Origin of the sequence: Pseudomonas sp. NPDC087614 (genome assembly GCF_044743485.1) — a bacterium.
GTDB classification, from domain to species: Bacteria; Pseudomonadota; Gammaproteobacteria; order Pseudomonadales; family Pseudomonadaceae; genus Aquipseudomonas; species Aquipseudomonas baetica_A.
Map to the genome: position 1 here is coordinate 1 of NZ_JBIUWN010000098.1, position 17,038 is coordinate 17,038.

Below are 17,038 nucleotides of genomic sequence, written 5' to 3' on the forward strand. Positions count from 1 at the left end.
CCCCAAGAACTGAAGTTTTAACGGAATAGTACATTATGTCGGCGACTCAAAATTACGGCACTGGCCGTCGCAAGACCGCAACCGCACGCGTTTTCCTGCGTCCGGGTACTGGTAAAATCTCCATCAACAACCGTTCGCTGGATAACTTCTTCGGCCGCGAAACTGCCCGCATGGTAGTTCGTCAGCCGCTGGAGCTGACCGAGACTGTCGAGAAGTTCGACATCTACGTCACCGTGATCGGTGGTGGTGTAAGTGGTCAGGCTGGCGCAATCCGCCACGGTATCACTCGCGCTCTGATGGACTACGACGAAACCCTGCGTGGCGCTCTGCGCAAAGCTGGCTTCGTTACTCGCGACGCCCGTGAAGTTGAACGTAAGAAAGTTGGTCTGCGTAAAGCGCGTAAGCGTCCGCAGTACTCGAAGCGTTAATTTCGCTTCCACGTTCAAAAAGAACGCCCGATTCCTCACGGAACCGGGCGTTTTTTTATGCCTGTGATTTATCAAAGAATTGCGCTGTGACAACTTGCCACATTCGTAGACCCCCTATACTACAAGGCTTGAGGGTGAGAGCTCCGGGTAATTCCCTTGTCAGAATTGGGGCTTTTCATTACCATCTCGGCAAAATTTTTATAAGTAACATTGATTTATTTAGTAGATGCCTGATTTAACAGGCCACAAAGCTGATGGGAGAGGACTGAATGAGCAATGACGGCGTGAATGCAGGCCGGCGTCGCTTCTTGGTAGCAGCCACATCCGTGGTGGGTGCTGCAGGAGCGGTGGGGGCTGCGGTCCCGTTCGTGGGGTCATGGTTTCCCAGTGCCAAGGCGAAAGCCGCTGGTGCACCGGTGAAAGTGAATGTCAGCAAAATCGAGCCAGGACAGCAGATGATTGCTGAATGGCGCGGTCAGCCGGTGTTCATTGTCCGCCGTACCGAGGAAATCCTGGGGAATCTTAAAAAGATCGAGGGGCAGCTCTCCGATCCGACCTCCAAAAACTCCACGCAACCCACCTATGTCGACCCGGAAGTACGTTCCATCAAGCCGCAAATCCTGCTGGTGATCGGGATCTGTACGCACCTGGGTTGCTCGCCGACCTTCCGTCCCGAAGTGGCGCCCGCGGATCTGGGCAAAGATTGGGTAGGCGGTTATTTCTGCCCTTGCCATGGTTCCCGTTACGATCTGGCTGGCCGCGTCTACAAGTCGCAACCTGCGCCTTTGAATCTGCCAGTTCCCCCGCATTCCTATGAGACTGATGACCTGATTGTCATTGGCATCGATACGGAGAAAGCGTGATGAGCAAGTTCATGGATTGGGTTGATGCGCGCGTCCCCGCCACCAAGATGTGGGAAGACCATCTCAGCAAGTATTACGCGCCAAAAAACTTCAACTTCTTCTATTTCTTCGGCTCCCTGGCGCTGCTGGTTCTGGTTAACCAGATCGTCACCGGTGTCTGGCTGACGATGAGCTACACTCCGTCGGCAGAAGAAGCGTTCGCTTCCGTCGAATACATCATGCGTGACGTCGAGTACGGCTCGATCCTGCGTTTGCTGCACTCCACAGGTGCTTCGGCGTTCTTCATCGTGGTCTATCTGCACATGTTCCGAGGCTTGCTCTACGGCTCGTATCAGAAACCGCGTGAGCTGGTCTGGGTGTTCGGCATGCTTATCTACCTGGCGCTGATGGCTGAAGCCTTCATGGGGTATCTGCTGCCATGGGGCCAGATGTCCTACTGGGGTGCCCAGGTGATCATTTCGTTGTTCGGCGCGATTCCAGTCATCGGTAACGACCTGACGCAATGGATTCGTGGTGACTACCTGATCTCCGGGATCACCCTGAACCGTTTCTTTGCCTTGCACGTTGTGGCCCTGCCGATCGTGATTCTCGGTCTGGTGGTGCTGCATATTCTGGCACTGCACGAAGTTGGTTCGAACAACCCTGACGGCGTCGATATCAAGAAGCATAAAGACGAAAACGGTATCCCGCTGGACGGCATTGCGTTCCATCCGTACTACACCGTGAAAGACATTGTCGGCGTGGTCGTGTTCCTGTTCATCTTCTGCACGATCGTGTTCTTTTTCCCGGAAATGGGTGGTTATTTCCTCGAGAAGCCGAACTTTGAAGTGGCTAACGCCTTCAAGACGCCTGAACACATTGCTCCGGTCTGGTACTTCACGCCGTTCTACGCAATTTTGCGGGCGATTCCGGACAAGCTTATGGGCGTGATCGCGATGGGGGCTTCGATTGCTTTGCTGTTTGTACTGCCTTGGCTTGACCGAAGTCCGGTCAAGTCGATGCGCTATAAGGGCTGGCTGAGCAAAATCTGGCTTGTGGTTTTCTGTGTGTGTTTTGTGCTGCTTGGCTGGACTGGCGTGAAAGCCCCGACACCGACTCTGACGTTGTTGTCGCAGGTCTGCACCTTCCTGTACTTCGCCTACTTCATTCTGATGCCGTTCTACACCCGGCTCGAGAAGACCAAACCGGTTCCGGAAAGGGTGACTGGCTGATGAAAAAATTATTCGCTGCACTGATTCTTGTTGCTTTGCCTGTGTTGTCGTTCGCCGCCGAGCACGGTCCTGAGCTGGAAAGCGTCGACATCGACGTTTCCGATAAAGCAGCCCTGCAAGATGGCGCGCGTACGTTCGCCAACTATTGCATGGGTTGCCACAGTGCCAAGTTCCAGCGCTACGAGCGGGTCGCCGATGATCTCGGCATCCCGCACGATGTGATGCTGGAGAAGCTGGTCTTCACCGGTGCCAAGATTGGCGATCACATGAGCATCGGCATGCAGCCCGCTGATGCCAAGACCTGGTTCGGCGCTGCGCCACCGGATCTGACGCTGGTCGCTCGCGTTCGGGGTACTGACTGGCTCTACGGTTATCTGAAGTCGTTCTATGAAGATCCTGCGCGTCCATGGGGTGTGAACAACAAGGTCTTCCCGAACGTCGGCATGCCTAACGTGCTGGTCGGCCTGCAAGGTCGTCAGGTCGTGGGCTGCAAACAGGTGCAGATCGTCGAAGACGGCAAGAAGCAATATGATCCGTTGACCGGTACGCCTTTGACTCATGAAGCGTGCGATCAACTGACCATCGTGCCGAAGTCGGGTGCTCTGAATGAAGAGCAGTTCGATGAGAAGGTCAAGAATCTGGTAACCTTCCTGGCTTACTCGGCTAACCCGGTTAAGCTGCAACATCAGCGCATCGGTACTTACGTTTTGCTCTACCTGGCGTTCTTCTTTGTGTTCGCCTACCTGCTCAAGCGTGAATACTGGAAAGACGTGCACTGATAACGCTTCAAGCATTGCTGTTAATCGCGCGCGCCCAAGGGTGTCTCCGATAGCGCAACGTCTGGCCAGCCAGGTGTTGCGGGAGGCGCCCTCTGGGCGCGCGCGTTTTTCCGGTTCCGATAATTTCAACAAGCGAGGAGGATCGCCATGGGCGTGACCAATCGGTTGGCCTGTTACTCCGACCCCGCCGACCACTATTCCCACCGAGTGCGTATCGTACTTGCAGAGAAGGGTGTCAGCGCCGAGATCATTTATGTGGAAGCTGGTCGTCAGCCGCCTAAACTGATTGAGGTGAACCCTTACGGAAGTCTGCCCACGCTGGTCGATCGTGACCTGGCGTTGTGGGAGTCGACCGTGGTGATGGAATATCTGGATGAGCGTTACCCGCACCCGCCGTTGATGCCGGTTTATCCGGTGGCGCGTGCCAACAGCCGTCTGCTGATTCATCGTATTCAGCGTGACTGGTGTGGTCTGGTGGATCTGATCCTGGATCCGAAAGCCAAGGAAGCCGCGCGAGTTGTGGCGCGTAAGGAATTGCGCGAAAGCCTGACAGGCGTGTCGCCGCTGTTTGCCGACAAACCGTTTTTCCTCAGTGAGGAACAAAGTCTGGTGGATTGCTGCCTATTGCCAATACTCTGGCGTTTGCCGATTCTGGGTATTGAACTGCCGCGGCCAGCCAAGCCGCTGCTTGATTATATGGAGCGCCAGTTTGCGCGTGAGGCTTTCCAGGCGAGTCTGTCTGGCGTCGAACGCGATATGCGCTAAGGCTTAAGGAGCCGCTATGAACTCCAGTCGACCTTATCTGGTCCGCGCGCTCTATGAGTGGATTGTTGATAACGATTGCACCCCGCACATGCTGGTCAATTCCGAATACCCAGCGGTGCAGGTACCGCAGGGTTTTGCCAGTGACGGGCAGATTGTCCTGAACATCTCGCCGAGTGCTGTGCGCCATCTGCACATGGATAACGACGTGGTGACCTTCGAGGGGCGCTTCGGTGGTGTCCCGCACAGTCTTTACGTGCCAATCAGTGCAATCCTGGGCATCTACGCCCGGGAGAACGGGCAGGGCATGGTGTTCGACCTCGAGTCGCCGATGGATGATGAAGGCGATATCGAGCCGGATGACGACCTGCCACCTCCTGACAGCGAGCCACCGCGCCCAAGCGGCCGACCAAGTCTGAAAGTGGTGAAATAAAAAAGGCGATCCGCAAGGATCGCCTTTTTGTTACTGCAAGGGCGGGTGTCAGTCGATGTACTCGAACAGTTTCACGATTTTCTGCACGCCGGAGACGCCTTGCACCAGGTTGGTGGCCTGAGTGGCTTCCTGTTTGGTCAGCAGGCCCAGCAGGTAGACGATGCCGTTCTCGGTCACGACTTTGATGCGCGAGCCAGGAATGCTGGCGTCGGTGAGCATCTGGGTCTTGATCTTGGTGGTTAGCCAGGCATCGTTCTGACGGGCCAGCAGGGAGGAGGGTTGCAGCACTTGCAGTTCGTTGTGCACCTTCTTCACGCGCTGCACGTTGGCGGCGGCCTGCTCGGCCTTGGCCTTGAGGTCTTCGCGTGGTGTCTGGCCGGCCAGCAACACGACGCCGTTGAAGCTGGTGACGACGATGTGCGAATCGTTATCCAGGGCCGGGTCGGCCTTGGCTACGTTCACGCCCACTTTGGTTTCGATCAGCGAGTCGTCGATCTTGCTGCCGAAGGTGCGGGTGCCGCGGTCGTCTTCAATCGGCGCTTCACGGCTGGCATTCACCACTGAGGTGCAGCCGCTGATGCCGAGGCATAGAGTCAAGGCCAGAAGGCCAAGGCGATTAGGGGTCATTCTTCACTCCCGAACAGTTGGCTGTCGATCAGATCGCAAAGGCAATGGATCGCCAGCAAGTGGACTTCTTGAATGCGTGCAGTGACATTGGCCGGTACGCGAATCTCTACGTCCTCGGGCAACAGCAGCGACGCCATGCCGCCGCCATCGCGTCCGGTCAAAGCTACGACAATCATTTCGCGATCATGTGCGGCCTGAATCGCTTGAATAATGTTCGCCGAGTTACCGCTCGTCGAAATCGCCAGCAATACATCGCCTGGTTGACCGAGCGCACGGATCTGCTTGGAGAACACTTCGTTGTAGCTGTAGTCGTTGGCAATCGAGGTGATCGTCGAGGTGTCGGTGGTCAGGGCTATGGCTGGCAAGCTCGGGCGCTCGCGCTCGAAGCGGTTAAGCAGCTCCGAGGAAAAGTGCTGGGCGTCGCCCGCAGAGCCGCCATTGCCGCACGAAAGCATTTTGCCTTCGTTGAGCAGGGCATTGACCATGATCTGGCTGGCTTGCTCGATGTGCGGTGCAAGTACGTCCATCGCCTGTTGCTTGGTGTCGATACTGGCCTGGAAAAGCTGGCGAATTCGGGATTGCATGTCCATCTGTGTGACCTTAAGTAGCGCGGCTGTTCGGCACATGAATGTGCAGCCCGCAAAGCAAAGAGCAAAATGTGTCGGGTGAAAAACGGGTCGGGTGCAGGTGATCAACTGTCGAAAGCATTCTGCAACCAGTTCAGCTGACTCGGATGGCTGTCGATGGCCACCACGTCGAAGCGGCAGGGGGAGTTGGCCCAACGCGACTCGCGCTGAAGAAAATACTGCGCAGCGAAAATCAGTTTCTGCTGCTTGCGCCCATCGATACTAGCGAGCGCTCCACCCCATTGAGTGTTTTTTCTGTAGCGAACTTCAACGAATACTACTGTATCGCCATCAAGCATGACCAGATCAAGCTCGCCGCGTTTACATAACCAGTTCTGCGCCAGCAGGCGCAGACCTTGGTTCTGTAGATGCTCGAGCGCTTGGCGCTCGGCATCTTTACCGCTTTGCGAGCGTGACCTGTCGGGCATCAGCGCGGGGTATCCGGCAGACGTTGGACCTGACCATTGACGAACTGCGCCCAAGGCAACTGACGCACAACGCGTTGAGTCTGGGTCATGCCGAGGCTGCCCGACTGGCCTTCGATGCGGCTGTCCGGCAGGGCTTTGAGCTGGCTCAGGCGCGGAGCCAGGCGATAAGCGTCAACGCCCATGGCGTACAGACGCCCCAGACTGCCGGCCGCTTGCGGCCACTGTGCGGTGACTTGTTGGCGCAGCGGATCGCTGGTTTCCAGCAGCCATGGGGTTTCGCAGAAGCGAATGCCGTTCATGTCGTTGTACTGGTTCACATCGCCGCTGGCGCTGTACACATGGGAGGTCGCATAGACCGGAACGTCACCGGCGTACTGGAAGTTCAGGGTCGGCTTGATCTGCTGTGCCTGTTGTGGTGTCGAGGCGAGGAAGATGAATTCGATGTCCTGACTGCGCGACGGTTGTGCGGCTACGTTGGTGCCGGCAGCATTTTGCAGGCTCTTGGCGCGGGCTTCGCTCTGGCGCAGCCGGAACATATCAGCGATCTGCTGAGCCAGTTGCACAGGTTGATCAATGTGCTCGATGGCGACAACGCTGCCGCCATTGGCTTGCCAGTCCTGGCTGAACGCGCGCATTACGCGGTCGCCCCATTCGCCTTTCGGCACCATGATCGCAGCGCGGTGCAGGCCGTCGGCGCGGGCGCGGCGGGACACTTCGCGGGCTTCGTCTTCAGCCGCCAGACCAAACTGAAACAGCTGTGCCGGACCTTGATCGCCTTCGCTGTAGTTCAGTGCCAGGGTGGTGATAGGCAGTTGTGGGCGAGTGCTCAGTTGTTTGACCAGTGGTTTTTCCAGCGGTCCGACCACCAGTTGCACGCCATCGGCTTGAGCCTTGCGATAGAACTCATCCATCGAGGTCAGCTTCGTGCTGTCGTAAAACTCGATGGCTGGCGGCTTCTGCCCGGCCTGTTGAGCCTGATAGTGCGCAGCCATGAAGCCTTCGCGTAGCGCTTTGCCGACAGCAGCCAGTTGACCATCTTGTGGCAGCAGCAGGGCAATCTTGCTCAGGGGCTGGCTGGTCAGCTCCTTGAGTTTGGCCAATGGCAATGGCAGCTTGATGGCGGCCGGATGCTTTGGATTTTGTGCACGCCAGGTGTCGATGGCGGCTTGCTGTTGTTCCAGGGTCCCGGCGGTTTTTACGGCCAGTGCCAGGCCCATCCAGCCACCGAGATCGTCGGTGGTGTTGGGTTGCAGTTGATCGGTCGGCAGCGAGGCGATCAGGCTCCAGATGGCTTCGTGGTTCTTGCTGGCGGCTTCACCTTGCAGCATCGGGGCGATGAAGACGCGCTCACGGGCAGCGGCGAGCGTCTGGCCATCGGCTTCCAGGGCGCGGGCGTGCACGGTGCCGGTGCGTATCTGCTGATCTTCCGGCATTTCACCCAAGTGTTGCAGGCTCGGATGGCTCAGCGCGGTCAGCGCCGCTTTTGGCTGATTGCGCGTCATGGCCAGTTCCGCTGCCAAGGTGCTGGCGAAAATCTGCTGGCCTGGCTTGAGTTGCTCCAGTGGCACTTGTTGCAGGATCTGTGCGGACTGTCCGGCATTGCCCTGGCGATAAGCCAGATCTGCGGCGCTCAGGCGCAACAGGGCAGCTTTTTCCGGGGTTTTAGCTTGGGTAGCCTGTTCGAGCATTTGCTCGATGCTGGCATCCGGAGTCCGTGGAAGTTCGCCAAGGCTGGAGGAAGGGGAGCTGGCGCAAGCCGCCAACAAGGCAGCGAGGCAAAGGGCAGTGAACAGCCGCAGGCAAGCGATCATGTAAGTGTTCCTGATACTCGATCAAATTAGCGTGGAATTGTACCCAAGCGCTGGCCGGGGCGCGATATTACTGGCATGAATCAGTCAATTTAGCTGAAGGAAATGTTGCCGCGGCGCACAGTTACGCACAAAACCCAAGGATGCCTGAACGCATCGCGAGCCTCGTGACGCGTTACAATGCCGGCTTTTACCGATCATGAGGTGTGCGCTTTGACTGCTCCAGGTCCTTTGAATTCCGCTGCTGGCTCGCTTTATGTGGTGGCGACGCCCATCGGTAACCTGGACGACATCAGCGCCCGGGCACTGAAAATACTCCGTGAAGTGGCACTGATTGCGGCGGAAGACACGCGTCACTCGCAACGATTGATGCAGCACTTTGGTATTTCCACACCGCTGGCCGCCTGTCACGAACATAACGAACGAGATGAAGGTAGCCGCTTTATTACCCGTTTGCTGGCGGGTGACAACGTGGCGTTGATCTCTGATGCAGGAACACCGCTGATTTCCGATCCGGGGTATCACTTGGTTCGTCAGGCACGGGCCGCCGGGATCAATGTGGTGCCGGTGCCAGGCGCCTGTGCGCTCATTGCTGCGCTATCGGCGGCGGGGCTGCCGTCTGACCGGTTCATCTTCGAAGGTTTTCTGCCGGCCAAGTCAGTCGGACGCAAGGCGCGCCTGGAAGCCGTCAAGGAAGAGCCGCGCACGTTGATTTTCTATGAGGCGCCGCACCGTATCCTTGAATGTTTGCAGGACATGGAGGCGGTTTTCGGTGGCGAGCGTCAGGCGTTGCTGGCCCGTGAAATCACCAAGACGTTCGAAACCCTTAAAGGTTTGCCGTTGGCTGAGCTGCGCGCATTTGTGGAGTCCGACAGCAATCAGCAGCGCGGCGAGTGTGTGGTGTTGGTGGCAGGCTGGACCGCGCCGGAGTCCGAAGACGCTGTCAGCAGCGAGGCGATGCGCATCCTTGATTTGTTGCTCGAAGAGATGCCGCTCAAGCGTGCGGCGGCGCTTGCAGCGCAAATCACTGGTGAGCGTAAAAACGTGTTGTATCAAGTCGCGCTGGATAAACAGAAGGGTGAGTAACCCATCGCACAGAGCGGGTTTGCGGCTATTAAGGCTTGTTCTTCGGTCGCTCTGCCGTTAACCTTCGCGGCGGAGAGTCGATCGGACAGTCGCTGCCCTCTATGAAAATTAGGGGGGGGAGGAAAGTCCGGGCTCCATAGGGCGAAGTGCCAGGTAATGCCTGGGAGGCGTGAGCCTACGGAAAGTGCCACAGAAAATAACCGCCTAAGTGCTTCGGCAACGGTAAGGGTGAAAAGGTGCGTTAAGAGCGAACAGCACGTCTGGCAACAGTTCGTGGCTAGGTAAACCCCACTTTGAGCAAGACCAAATAGGGTCCCAAGGCGTGGCCCGCGCTGGGACCGGGTAGGTTGCTAAAGATGTCCAGTGATGGCCATCGTAGACGAATGACTGTTCAAGACAGAACCCGGCTTACAGATCGACTCTCCACCTTTTTCTTTCCCTGCTTGAATCAATGGCATCAGGGCTGTGTATTATCAGCAGGCCCTGGCTGAACGTTCGGCAGCGGCAAATGCAGTAATAGCCATTTCCCACCTTGCTTCAATCAACAGCAGAAGCGCATTTGTAATACCGAAAAAATCTTACTCTTAACAAATTACTTTAACTTTCGATCGCAGCTTTCAGTGCGGCTTCAAGTTATGGGTCAAAAGTAGTCGCCAGATTCTCGTTGCACCTCCTTTTATGCTCCTAAATCTCCGTTCTGTAAGGGTTTTCCTTTAATCCGCGCCTTGACGGTGTGGTGGGCGCATTCCTATAGTGTGCGCAAGTGGCGGAAAGTGGCATGAAGTGGGTTTTTTGAGCTCAAAACGATAAAAATTGGAGAAACGCAGACGTGTTTCGCGGAGCTAACGCTATCAGTCTCGACGCAAAGGGCCGTCTCGCTATGCCGAGCCGGTACCGTGACGAGCTCGAATCGCGTAGTTCCGGCCAGTTGATTGTCACGATCGATGCCGTTGATCCATGTCTGTGTGTTTACCCGCTCGATGAGTGGGAAATCATTGAAACCAAGTTGCGCGCGCTCCCTTCGCTTCGCGAAGAGAACCGTCGCTTGCAGCGTTTATTGATTGGTAATGCCGTCGACCTCGAGCTCGATGGCAGTGGTCGTTTTCTGGTTCCGCCGCGTCTGCGCGAATACGCCAAATTGGATAAGCGCGCAATGCTGGTAGGCCAACTGAACAAGTTCCAATTGTGGGACGAGGATGCATGGAACGCGGTATCTGCCGCCGACCTTGCTGCCATTCAACAACCGGGCGCGATGCCTGATGAACTGCGTGATTTGATCCTGTGACTATTGATAGCGGCTTTAACCACATCACCGTACTGCTTGACGAAGCCGTCGAGGCTCTCGCCGTACGTCCTGATGGCTGCTATCTGGACGGCACGTTCGGGCGCGGCGGGCACAGTCGGTTGATCCTCAGTCAGCTCGGGCGGGACGGTCGACTCATCGGGTTCGACAAGGATCCCCAAGCGATTGCCACCGGGCAAGCGCTAGCGGCCGAAGACGGCCGCTTTGTCGTTGTGCAGCGCAGCTTTGCCGAGCTCGGTTCAGTCGTCGCCGAACGGGGGCTGGACGGCAAGGTCAGCGGTATTCTGCTCGATCTGGGCGTGTCGTCGCCGCAACTCGACGACGCAGAACGCGGCTTCAGCTTTCTCAATGACGGCCCGCTGGACATGCGCATGGATCCGTCCCGAGGCATCAGCGCCGCCGAGTTCGTCAATACCGCACCGGTTGAAGAAATCGCCCGAGTGTTCAAGGAGTACGGCGAAGAGCGTTTCTCCGGGCGCATGGCCCGTGCCGTCGCCGAGCGTCGCGATATCAAACCGTTCGAGCGCACCGCTGATCTGGCCGAAGTGTTGAAAGTCGCCAACCCGGCATGGGAGAAGGGCAAGAACCCGGCTACCCGTGCATTCCAGGGTTTGCGCATTCACGTCAACAACGAATTGGGTGACCTGGAAGCTGGCCTCGAAGCGGCGCTGCAAGCTCTGGAAGTGGGCGGCCGTCTGGTCGTGATCAGTTTTCATTCGCTCGAAGACCGTATCGTCAAGCTGTTCATGCGCAAACTGGTGAAAGGCGAAGCCGACAACCTGCCGCGCAACCTGCCGGTTCGCCACGTTGCGTTCGAACCGAAAATCAAAATCCATGGCAAAGCGCAGACGGCCTCCGACGCCGAACTCAAAGCCAACCCTCGTTCCCGTAGCGCCGTCATGCGTGTCGCGGAGAAGTTGCGGTGAGCAAGCTTTTCGCCAAGCCACTGCCTGGCGGCAGCTTTTTCATGCTGCTGCTGTTTGTCGGCGTGCTCGTGTCGGCCATCGGCGTGTCTTACAGCGCGCACTGGAACCGTCAGTTGCTCAACAACCTTTATAGCGAGCTGAGCGTGCGCGACAAGGCGCAAGCCGAATGGGGTCGTCTGATTCTCGAGCAAAGCACCTGGACCGCACACAGCCGGATCGAAGTGCTGGCCACTGAACAACTGAAAATGCACATCCCGGGCGCGGCTGACGTGCAGATGGTGGCGCCATGATGAAGCTTGAAGGCGCACTCTTTCCGTGGCGCTTCCGCCTGATGCTGGCGCTCCTCGGCGTGATGGTCGCGGCGATCTGCTGGCGCATTATCGACCTGCAAGTGGTTGACCGTGACTTCCTCAAAGGTCAGGGCGATGCCCGCAGTCTTCGTCACATTCCGATTCCTGCACACCGTGGTTTGATCACCGACCGCAACGGCGAACCTTTGGCGGTCAGTACCCCGGTGACCACCCTGTGGGCCAACCCCAAGGAAATGCAATCGGCCAAAGAGAAGTGGCCTGCATTGGCGACAGCGCTGGGGCAGGATCCGAAAGCACTGACCGAGCGCCTGGAAGCCCAGGCCAACAAAGAATTCATTTATCTGGTGCGCGGGCTGACTCCCGAGCAGGGTCAGGCTGTGCTCGACCTTAAAGTGCCGGGCGTCTATGGCATCGAAGAATTCCGGCGTTTCTATCCGGCCGGTGAAGTGACGGCGCACATGGTCGGATTCACCGACATCGATGACCACGGTCGTGAGGGTGTCGAACTGGCTTATGACGAATGGCTGGCCGGGGTGCCGGGCAAACGACAGGTCATCAAGGATCGGCGCGGGCGGCTGATCAAGGATGTCCAGGTCACCAAAAACGCCAAGGCCGGTAAGCCCTTGGCGTTGTCCATTGACCTGCGTCTGCAATATCTGGCTAACCGCGAACTGCGTAACGCGATCATCGAGAACGGCGCCAAGGCCGGCAGCCTGGTGATCATGGATGTGAAGACCGGCGAGATCCTTGCCATGGTCAACCAGCCGACCTACAACCCGAACAACCGCCGCAACCTGCAGCCGGCGATGATGCGTAACCGCGCGATGATCGACGTGTTCGAGCCCGGCTCGACCATGAAAGCGATCTCGATGAGTGCTGCGATCGAATCCGGCCGGTGGAAACCGACCGACACCGTCGAGGTGTATCCGGGAACCTTGCAGATTGGTAAATACACCATCAAGGACGTCTCCCGAAGCGAAGGCCCGGTGCTGGACATGACCGGCATTCTGATCAATTCCAGTAACGTCGGCATGAGTAAGGTCGCCTTCGATATTGGCGGTGAAACCATTTACCGTCTCGCGCAGAAAGTCGGCCTGGGCCAGGACACCGGCCTCGGTTTCCCGGGGGAGCGCGTTGGCAACCTGCCTAACTACCGTGAATGGCGCAAGGCCGAAACTGCGACACTGTCCTACGGCTACGGTATTTCCGTGACCGCGATCCAGTTGGTCCACGCCTTTTCGGCGCTGGCCAACAACGGTCGTCTGGCACCGCTGACGCTGATCAAAACCGACAAGCCGCCGCAAACCACGCAAGTGCTGCCTGAAGCCGTCGCGAAAACCATGCAAGGCATGCTGCAGCAAGTGATCGAGGCGCCTCGTGGCGTGTTCCGTGCGAAGGTGCCGGCGTATCACGTGGCTGGCAAGTCGGGGACGGCGCGCAAGACATCGACGGGCACCAAGGGCTACGCCGAAAATTCCTACCGCTCGCTGTTCGCCGGTTTCGGCCCGATGAGCGACCCGCGTTACGCAATCGTTGTGGTGATCGATGAGCCGTCCAAGGCCGGTTACTTCGGTGGCCTGGTATCGGCGCCGGTGTTCAGCCGTGTGATGTCCGGCACCCTGCGTCTGATGAACGTAACCCCGGACAACCTGCCGACGACACAACAGGCCAACGCCACCCCGGTTATTCCGCTGAAAGCCAATGGAGGGCGCGGCTGATGTCTCTGAGTCTGAACAAGATATTCCCTCACGCCGGCCACGATCTGTTGATCCGTGAACTGGCGCTGGATAGCCGCAACGTGCGCGCGGGTGACCTGTTCCTCGCGGTGCCTGGCGGCAAGTTCGATGGCCGTGCGCACATTGCCGATGCGCTCGCGCGCGGCGCAGCAGCGGTGGCTTATGAGGTGGAAGGCGCCACGGTGCTGCCGATCACTGATGTTCCGCTGATCCCGGTCAAGGGTCTGGCGGCGCAACTGTCGGACATCGCCGGGCGTTTTTACGGTGAGCCAAGCCACCATCTGAAGCTGATCGGCGTGACCGGCACTAACGGCAAAACCAGCGTGACCCAATTGGTGGCGCAAGCGCTGGATCTGCTCGGACAGCATTGCGGCATCGTCGGCACGCTGGGTTCCGGCTTCTATGGCGCACTGCAAAGCGGCCTGCACACCACGCCCAATCCAATTGCCGTGCAAGCGACTTTGGGCGACCTGAAAAAGGCCGGCGCCAAAGCTGTCGCCATGGAGGTGTCGTCCCACGGTCTGGATCAGGGGCGGGTGACCGCATTGGCATTTGACGTGGCGGTGATGACCAATTTGTCCCGCGACCATCTGGACTACCACGGCGCGATGCAGGCTTACGCCGAGGCCAAGGCCAAGCTGTTCGCCTGGAGCGATCTGAAGTGCCGTGTGGTCAATCTCGACGATGATTTCGGCCGGCAACTGGCGGCCGAAAAACGCGATTCGCGTCTGATTACCTACAGCCTGCTCGACAGCAGTGCCTATCTGTATTGCCGCGAAGCCCAGTTCGATGACCACGGCGTGCTCGCCACCCTGGTGACGCCGCAAGGCGAACATCATTTGCGCAGCACGTTGTTGGGGCGTTTCAACCTGAGCAATATACTGGCCGCGGTCGGTGCCTTGCTGGGGCTGGATTACGCACTGGACGAAATTCTTAAAGTACTGCCAAAACTCGAAGGCCCGGCCGGTCGCATGCAGCGTCTGGGCGGTGGCACGCAACCGTTGGTCGTGGTCGATTATGCCCATACCCCGGATGCCCTGGAAAAAGTGCTGACGGCGTTGCGCCCGCACGTCAAAGGCCGGTTGCTGTGTCTGTTTGGCTGCGGCGGTGATCGTGATCGCGGCAAGCGTCCGTTGATGGCCGAAGTGGTCGAGCGTCTGGCCGATCAAGTGCTGGTCACTGACGACAACCCGCGCACCGAAGACCCGGCAGTGATTTTCGATGACATCCGCGCCGGTTTCACCGCTGTGGATAAAGTCACGTTCGTTGCCGGCCGTGGTCAGGCAATTGCCCAACTGATCGCCGGCGCTTCGGCGGATGACGTGATCGTGCTGGCGGGTAAAGGTCACGAGGACTATCAGGAAATCAACGGCGAGCGCCATGCCTTCTCTGATCTGGTCGAGGCCGATCACGCCCTGACCGCGTGGGAGGTGGCCCATGCTTAAGGCCCTCACGCTCAGCGAATTGACCAACGCGCTCGACGCACGCCTGATCAGCGCCGATGCCAGGTTCGACGGCGTCAGCATCGACAGCCGCGCGATCCAGCCCGGCCAACTGTTTATTGCCCTGACCGGCCCGCGTTTCGATGGTCATGATTATTTGAACGACGTCGCCGCCAAAGGCGCCGTTGCCGCGCTGGTCGAGCGTGAAGTCGCCGACAGCACGCTGGCGCAACTGCTGGTCAAAGACACCCGCCAGGCCTTGGGCCAGTTGGGTGCCTTGAACCGTGCCGCCTTCACTCAGCCAGTCGCTGCCATCACCGGCTCCAGCGGCAAAACCACCGTCAAGGAAATGCTCGCGAGCATCCTGCGTACTCGCGGTCCGGTATTGGCCACCCGTGGCAACCTGAACAACGACCTCGGCGCGCCACTGACCCTACTCGAACTGGCACCGGAACACACGTCGGCCGTGATCGAACTGGGCGCTTCGCGTCTGGGTGAAATTGCTTACACCGTTGGGCTGACCAAGCCCCATGTGGCGATCTTGAACAATGCCGGCACCGCTCACGTCGGTGAGTTCGGCGGCCCGGAAAAAATCGTCGAAGCCAAAGGCGAGATCATCGACGGTCTGGCAGCGGATGGCGTTGCCGTGCTCAATCTCGACGACAAGGCCTTCGGTATCTGGAAGACCCGCGCTGCCGGGCGCAAAGTGCTGACCTTCGCCCTCAGCAATTCGCAGGCTGACTTCTATGCCAGCGACTTGAGCACCGATGCGCGTGGCTGCCCGGCCTTCAACCTGCACACGCCTGAAGGTGTCGAGTACGTTCAACTGAACCTGCTCGGCACGCATAACGTCGCCAATGCCATGGCCGCCGCCGCCGCCGCACACGCCTTGGGTGTGTCGCTCTTCGGCATCGCCACCGGGCTTGGCGCGGTGCAACCGGTCAAGGGTCGCACCGTTGCGCAACTGGCGAAGAACGGCATGCGCGTGATCGATGACACTTACAACGCAAACCCCACCTCAATGTGCGCGGCCGTTGATATACTCGCCGGCTTTTCCGGCCGCACCGTCCTGGTGCTCGGAGACATCGGCGAGTTGGGCGATTGGGCGGAGCAGGGGCACCGCGACGTGGGCGAGTACGCCCGGGGCAAGGTTTGCGCGCTTTATGCCGTTGGGCCGAACATGGTCCACGCCGTAACCGCTTTCGGTGAACAGGCGCATCACTTCGGCACGCAAGCCGAACTGATCCAGGCCCTCGACGCCGAGCAGGACACAAACACCACCATTTTGATCAAGGGTTCGCGCAGTGCAGCGATGGAAAACATCGTGGTGGCTCTGTGCGGGTCCAGTCTGGAGAAACATTAATGCTGCTGCTGCTAGCGGAGTATCTGCAACAGTTCTACAAAGGCTTCGCGGTCTTCCAGTACCTGACCCTGCGCGGGATTCTCGGTGTGCTGACCGCGCTGGTTTTGTCGCTGTGCTATGGCCCGTGGATGATCCGCACTTTGCAGAACCGTCAGATCGGTCAATCCGTTCGTAACGACGGCCCGCAATCGCACCTGTCCAAGTCGGGCACACCGACCATGGGCGGCGCCTTGATTCTGTCCTCGATTGGCGTCAGCACCCTGCTGTGGGCTGACCTGAGCAACCGTTATGTCTGGACCGTGCTGCTGGTGACCCTGTTGTTCGGCGCCATCGGCTGGGTCGACGACTACCGCAAAGTCATCGAGAAAAACTCCCGTGGCCTGCCGAGCCGCTGGAAGTATTTCTGGCAGTCGGTGTTCGGCCTGGGCGCAGCGATCTTCCTTTATATGACCGCTTCCACGCCGGTGGAAACTACGCTGATCCTGCCGATGCTCAAGGATTACAGCATCCCGCTGGGCGCCGGTTTCATCGTGCTGACCTACTTTGTGATCGTCGGTTCGAGCAACGCGGTCAACCTGACTGACGGCCTCGACGGTCTGGCGATCATGCCAACCGTAATGGTCGGCGGCGGCCTCGGTATTTTCTGCTACCTGTCGGGTAACGTGAAATTCGCCGAATACCTGCTGATCCCTTATGTGCCCGGCGCGGGGGAACTGATCGTGTTCTGCGGTGCGCTGATCGGTGCCGGACTGGGCTTCCTCTGGTTCAACACCTATCCGGCGCAAGTGTTCATGGGTGACGTCGGCGCACTGGCGCTGGGCGCAGCCCTGGGCACCATCGCGGTGATCGTCCGTCAGGAAATCGTCCTGTTCATCATGGGCGGCGTGTTCGTGATGGAAACCCTGT

General features: G+C 58.5%; 18 protein-coding genes and 1 other RNA gene. 15 read left to right on the top strand and 4 right to left on the bottom strand.

Features of this window, described 5'->3' with window-relative positions:
• Window positions 1-35 precede the first annotated feature (35 nt).
• The 6 genes from rpsI (at window position 36) to ACIOWA_RS24895 (ending at window position 4,476) form a co-directional block, all read left to right on the top strand.
• Window positions 36-428 (top strand): 30S ribosomal protein S9, encoded by a 393-nt coding sequence (rpsI, locus tag ACIOWA_RS24870; protein WP_100845125.1) that lies wholly within the window; start codon window positions 36-38, stop codon window positions 426-428.
• Between the two features lie 269 nt (window positions 429-697).
• Window positions 698-1,291 carry a ubiquinol-cytochrome c reductase iron-sulfur subunit gene (gene petA, locus ACIOWA_RS24875; RefSeq protein ID WP_221731519.1) on the top strand — a complete coding sequence of 198 codons (594 nt, stop codon included), beginning with the start codon at window positions 698-700 and terminating at the stop codon, window positions 1,289-1,291.
• The gene (locus ACIOWA_RS24880; protein ID WP_401162416.1) at window positions 1,291-2,502 is read left to right on the top strand and encodes a cytochrome bc complex cytochrome b subunit; all 1,212 of its coding nucleotides are present in this window, start codon (window positions 1,291-1,293) and stop codon (window positions 2,500-2,502) included. Before petA ends, ACIOWA_RS24880 begins: the two co-directional genes overlap by 1 nt.
• Window positions 2,502-3,281 (top strand): cytochrome c1, encoded by a 780-nt coding sequence (locus ACIOWA_RS24885; RefSeq protein ID WP_339432161.1) that lies wholly within the window; start codon window positions 2,502-2,504, stop codon window positions 3,279-3,281. Before ACIOWA_RS24880 ends, ACIOWA_RS24885 begins: the two co-directional genes overlap by 1 nt.
• A 147-nt stretch (window positions 3,282-3,428) precedes the next feature.
• Complete coding sequence (locus tag ACIOWA_RS24890; RefSeq protein ID WP_090286143.1) at window positions 3,429-4,046, top strand: glutathione S-transferase N-terminal domain-containing protein; 618 nt, start codon at window positions 3,429-3,431, stop codon at window positions 4,044-4,046.
• Window positions 4,047-4,062: 16 nt separating this feature from the next.
• Window positions 4,063-4,476 (top strand): ClpXP protease specificity-enhancing factor, encoded by a 414-nt coding sequence (locus ACIOWA_RS24895; protein WP_108590189.1) that lies wholly within the window; start codon window positions 4,063-4,065, stop codon window positions 4,474-4,476.
• Window positions 4,477-4,524: 48 nt separating this feature from the next.
• Here ACIOWA_RS24895 and ACIOWA_RS24900 read toward each other — a convergent pair whose 3' ends face one another.
• From ACIOWA_RS24900 to ACIOWA_RS24915, 4 genes are all read right to left on the bottom strand, one after another.
• A complete protein-coding gene (locus ACIOWA_RS24900) occupies window positions 4,525-5,103 on the bottom strand; it encodes a BON domain-containing protein (RefSeq protein WP_166221262.1) in 579 nt (192 codons plus the stop codon).
• Entirely contained in the window at window positions 5,100-5,693 is a 594-nt protein-coding gene (locus ACIOWA_RS24905; protein ID WP_008082788.1) for a phosphoheptose isomerase, read from the bottom strand. The genes ACIOWA_RS24900 and ACIOWA_RS24905 overlap by 4 nt, the downstream gene beginning before the upstream one ends.
• A 101-nt stretch (window positions 5,694-5,794) precedes the next feature.
• Window positions 5,795-6,157 (bottom strand): YraN family protein, encoded by a 363-nt coding sequence (locus ACIOWA_RS24910; RefSeq protein ID WP_150592666.1) that lies wholly within the window; start codon window positions 6,155-6,157, stop codon window positions 5,795-5,797.
• The gene (locus ACIOWA_RS24915) at window positions 6,157-7,968 is read right to left on the bottom strand and encodes a penicillin-binding protein activator (RefSeq protein ID WP_339432160.1); all 1,812 of its coding nucleotides are present in this window, start codon (window positions 7,966-7,968) and stop codon (window positions 6,157-6,159) included. Before ACIOWA_RS24915 ends, ACIOWA_RS24910 begins: the two co-directional genes overlap by 1 nt.
• Before the next feature lie 177 nt (window positions 7,969-8,145).
• Here ACIOWA_RS24915 and rsmI point away from each other — a divergent pair, with 177 nt between their 5' ends.
• The 9 genes from rsmI to mraY all read left to right on the top strand — a co-directional run.
• Complete coding sequence (rsmI, locus tag ACIOWA_RS24920; protein ID WP_339465304.1) at window positions 8,146-9,051, top strand: 16S rRNA (cytidine(1402)-2'-O)-methyltransferase; 906 nt, start codon at window positions 8,146-8,148, stop codon at window positions 9,049-9,051.
• A 73-nt stretch (window positions 9,052-9,124) separates the two neighbouring features.
• Window positions 9,125-9,478, top strand: an RNA gene (gene rnpB, locus ACIOWA_RS24925) — RNase P RNA component class A.
• Window positions 9,479-9,880: 402 nt separating this feature from the next.
• Window positions 9,881-10,336, top strand: coding sequence for a division/cell wall cluster transcriptional repressor MraZ (mraZ, locus tag ACIOWA_RS24930; protein ID WP_221731512.1), 456 nt, complete (start codon window positions 9,881-9,883; stop codon window positions 10,334-10,336).
• Window positions 10,333-11,280 (top strand): 16S rRNA (cytosine(1402)-N(4))-methyltransferase RsmH, encoded by a 948-nt coding sequence (rsmH, locus tag ACIOWA_RS24935; RefSeq protein WP_401162420.1) that lies wholly within the window; start codon window positions 10,333-10,335, stop codon window positions 11,278-11,280. Before mraZ ends, rsmH begins: the two co-directional genes overlap by 4 nt.
• Entirely contained in the window at window positions 11,277-11,570 is a 294-nt protein-coding gene (gene ftsL, locus ACIOWA_RS24940; protein ID WP_339432158.1) for a cell division protein FtsL, read from the top strand. Before rsmH ends, ftsL begins: the two co-directional genes overlap by 4 nt.
• On the top strand, window positions 11,570-13,309 hold the full coding sequence (locus tag ACIOWA_RS24945; protein ID WP_401162428.1) for a peptidoglycan D,D-transpeptidase FtsI family protein: 1,740 nt from the start codon (window positions 11,570-11,572) through the stop codon (window positions 13,307-13,309). The genes ftsL and ACIOWA_RS24945 overlap by 1 nt, the downstream gene beginning before the upstream one ends.
• On the top strand, window positions 13,309-14,772 hold the full coding sequence (locus tag ACIOWA_RS24950; RefSeq protein WP_401162422.1) for a UDP-N-acetylmuramoyl-L-alanyl-D-glutamate--2,6-diaminopimelate ligase: 1,464 nt from the start codon (window positions 13,309-13,311) through the stop codon (window positions 14,770-14,772). Before ACIOWA_RS24945 ends, ACIOWA_RS24950 begins: the two co-directional genes overlap by 1 nt.
• The gene (gene murF / locus ACIOWA_RS24955) at window positions 14,765-16,132 is read left to right on the top strand and encodes a UDP-N-acetylmuramoyl-tripeptide--D-alanyl-D-alanine ligase (RefSeq protein WP_401162424.1); all 1,368 of its coding nucleotides are present in this window, start codon (window positions 14,765-14,767) and stop codon (window positions 16,130-16,132) included. The genes ACIOWA_RS24950 and murF overlap by 8 nt, the downstream gene beginning before the upstream one ends.
• On the top strand, window positions 16,132-17,038 hold a 907-nt coding region (mraY, locus tag ACIOWA_RS24960; RefSeq protein ID WP_401162426.1), incomplete at its 3' end, for a phospho-N-acetylmuramoyl-pentapeptide-transferase. The genes murF and mraY, both read left to right, overlap by 1 nt.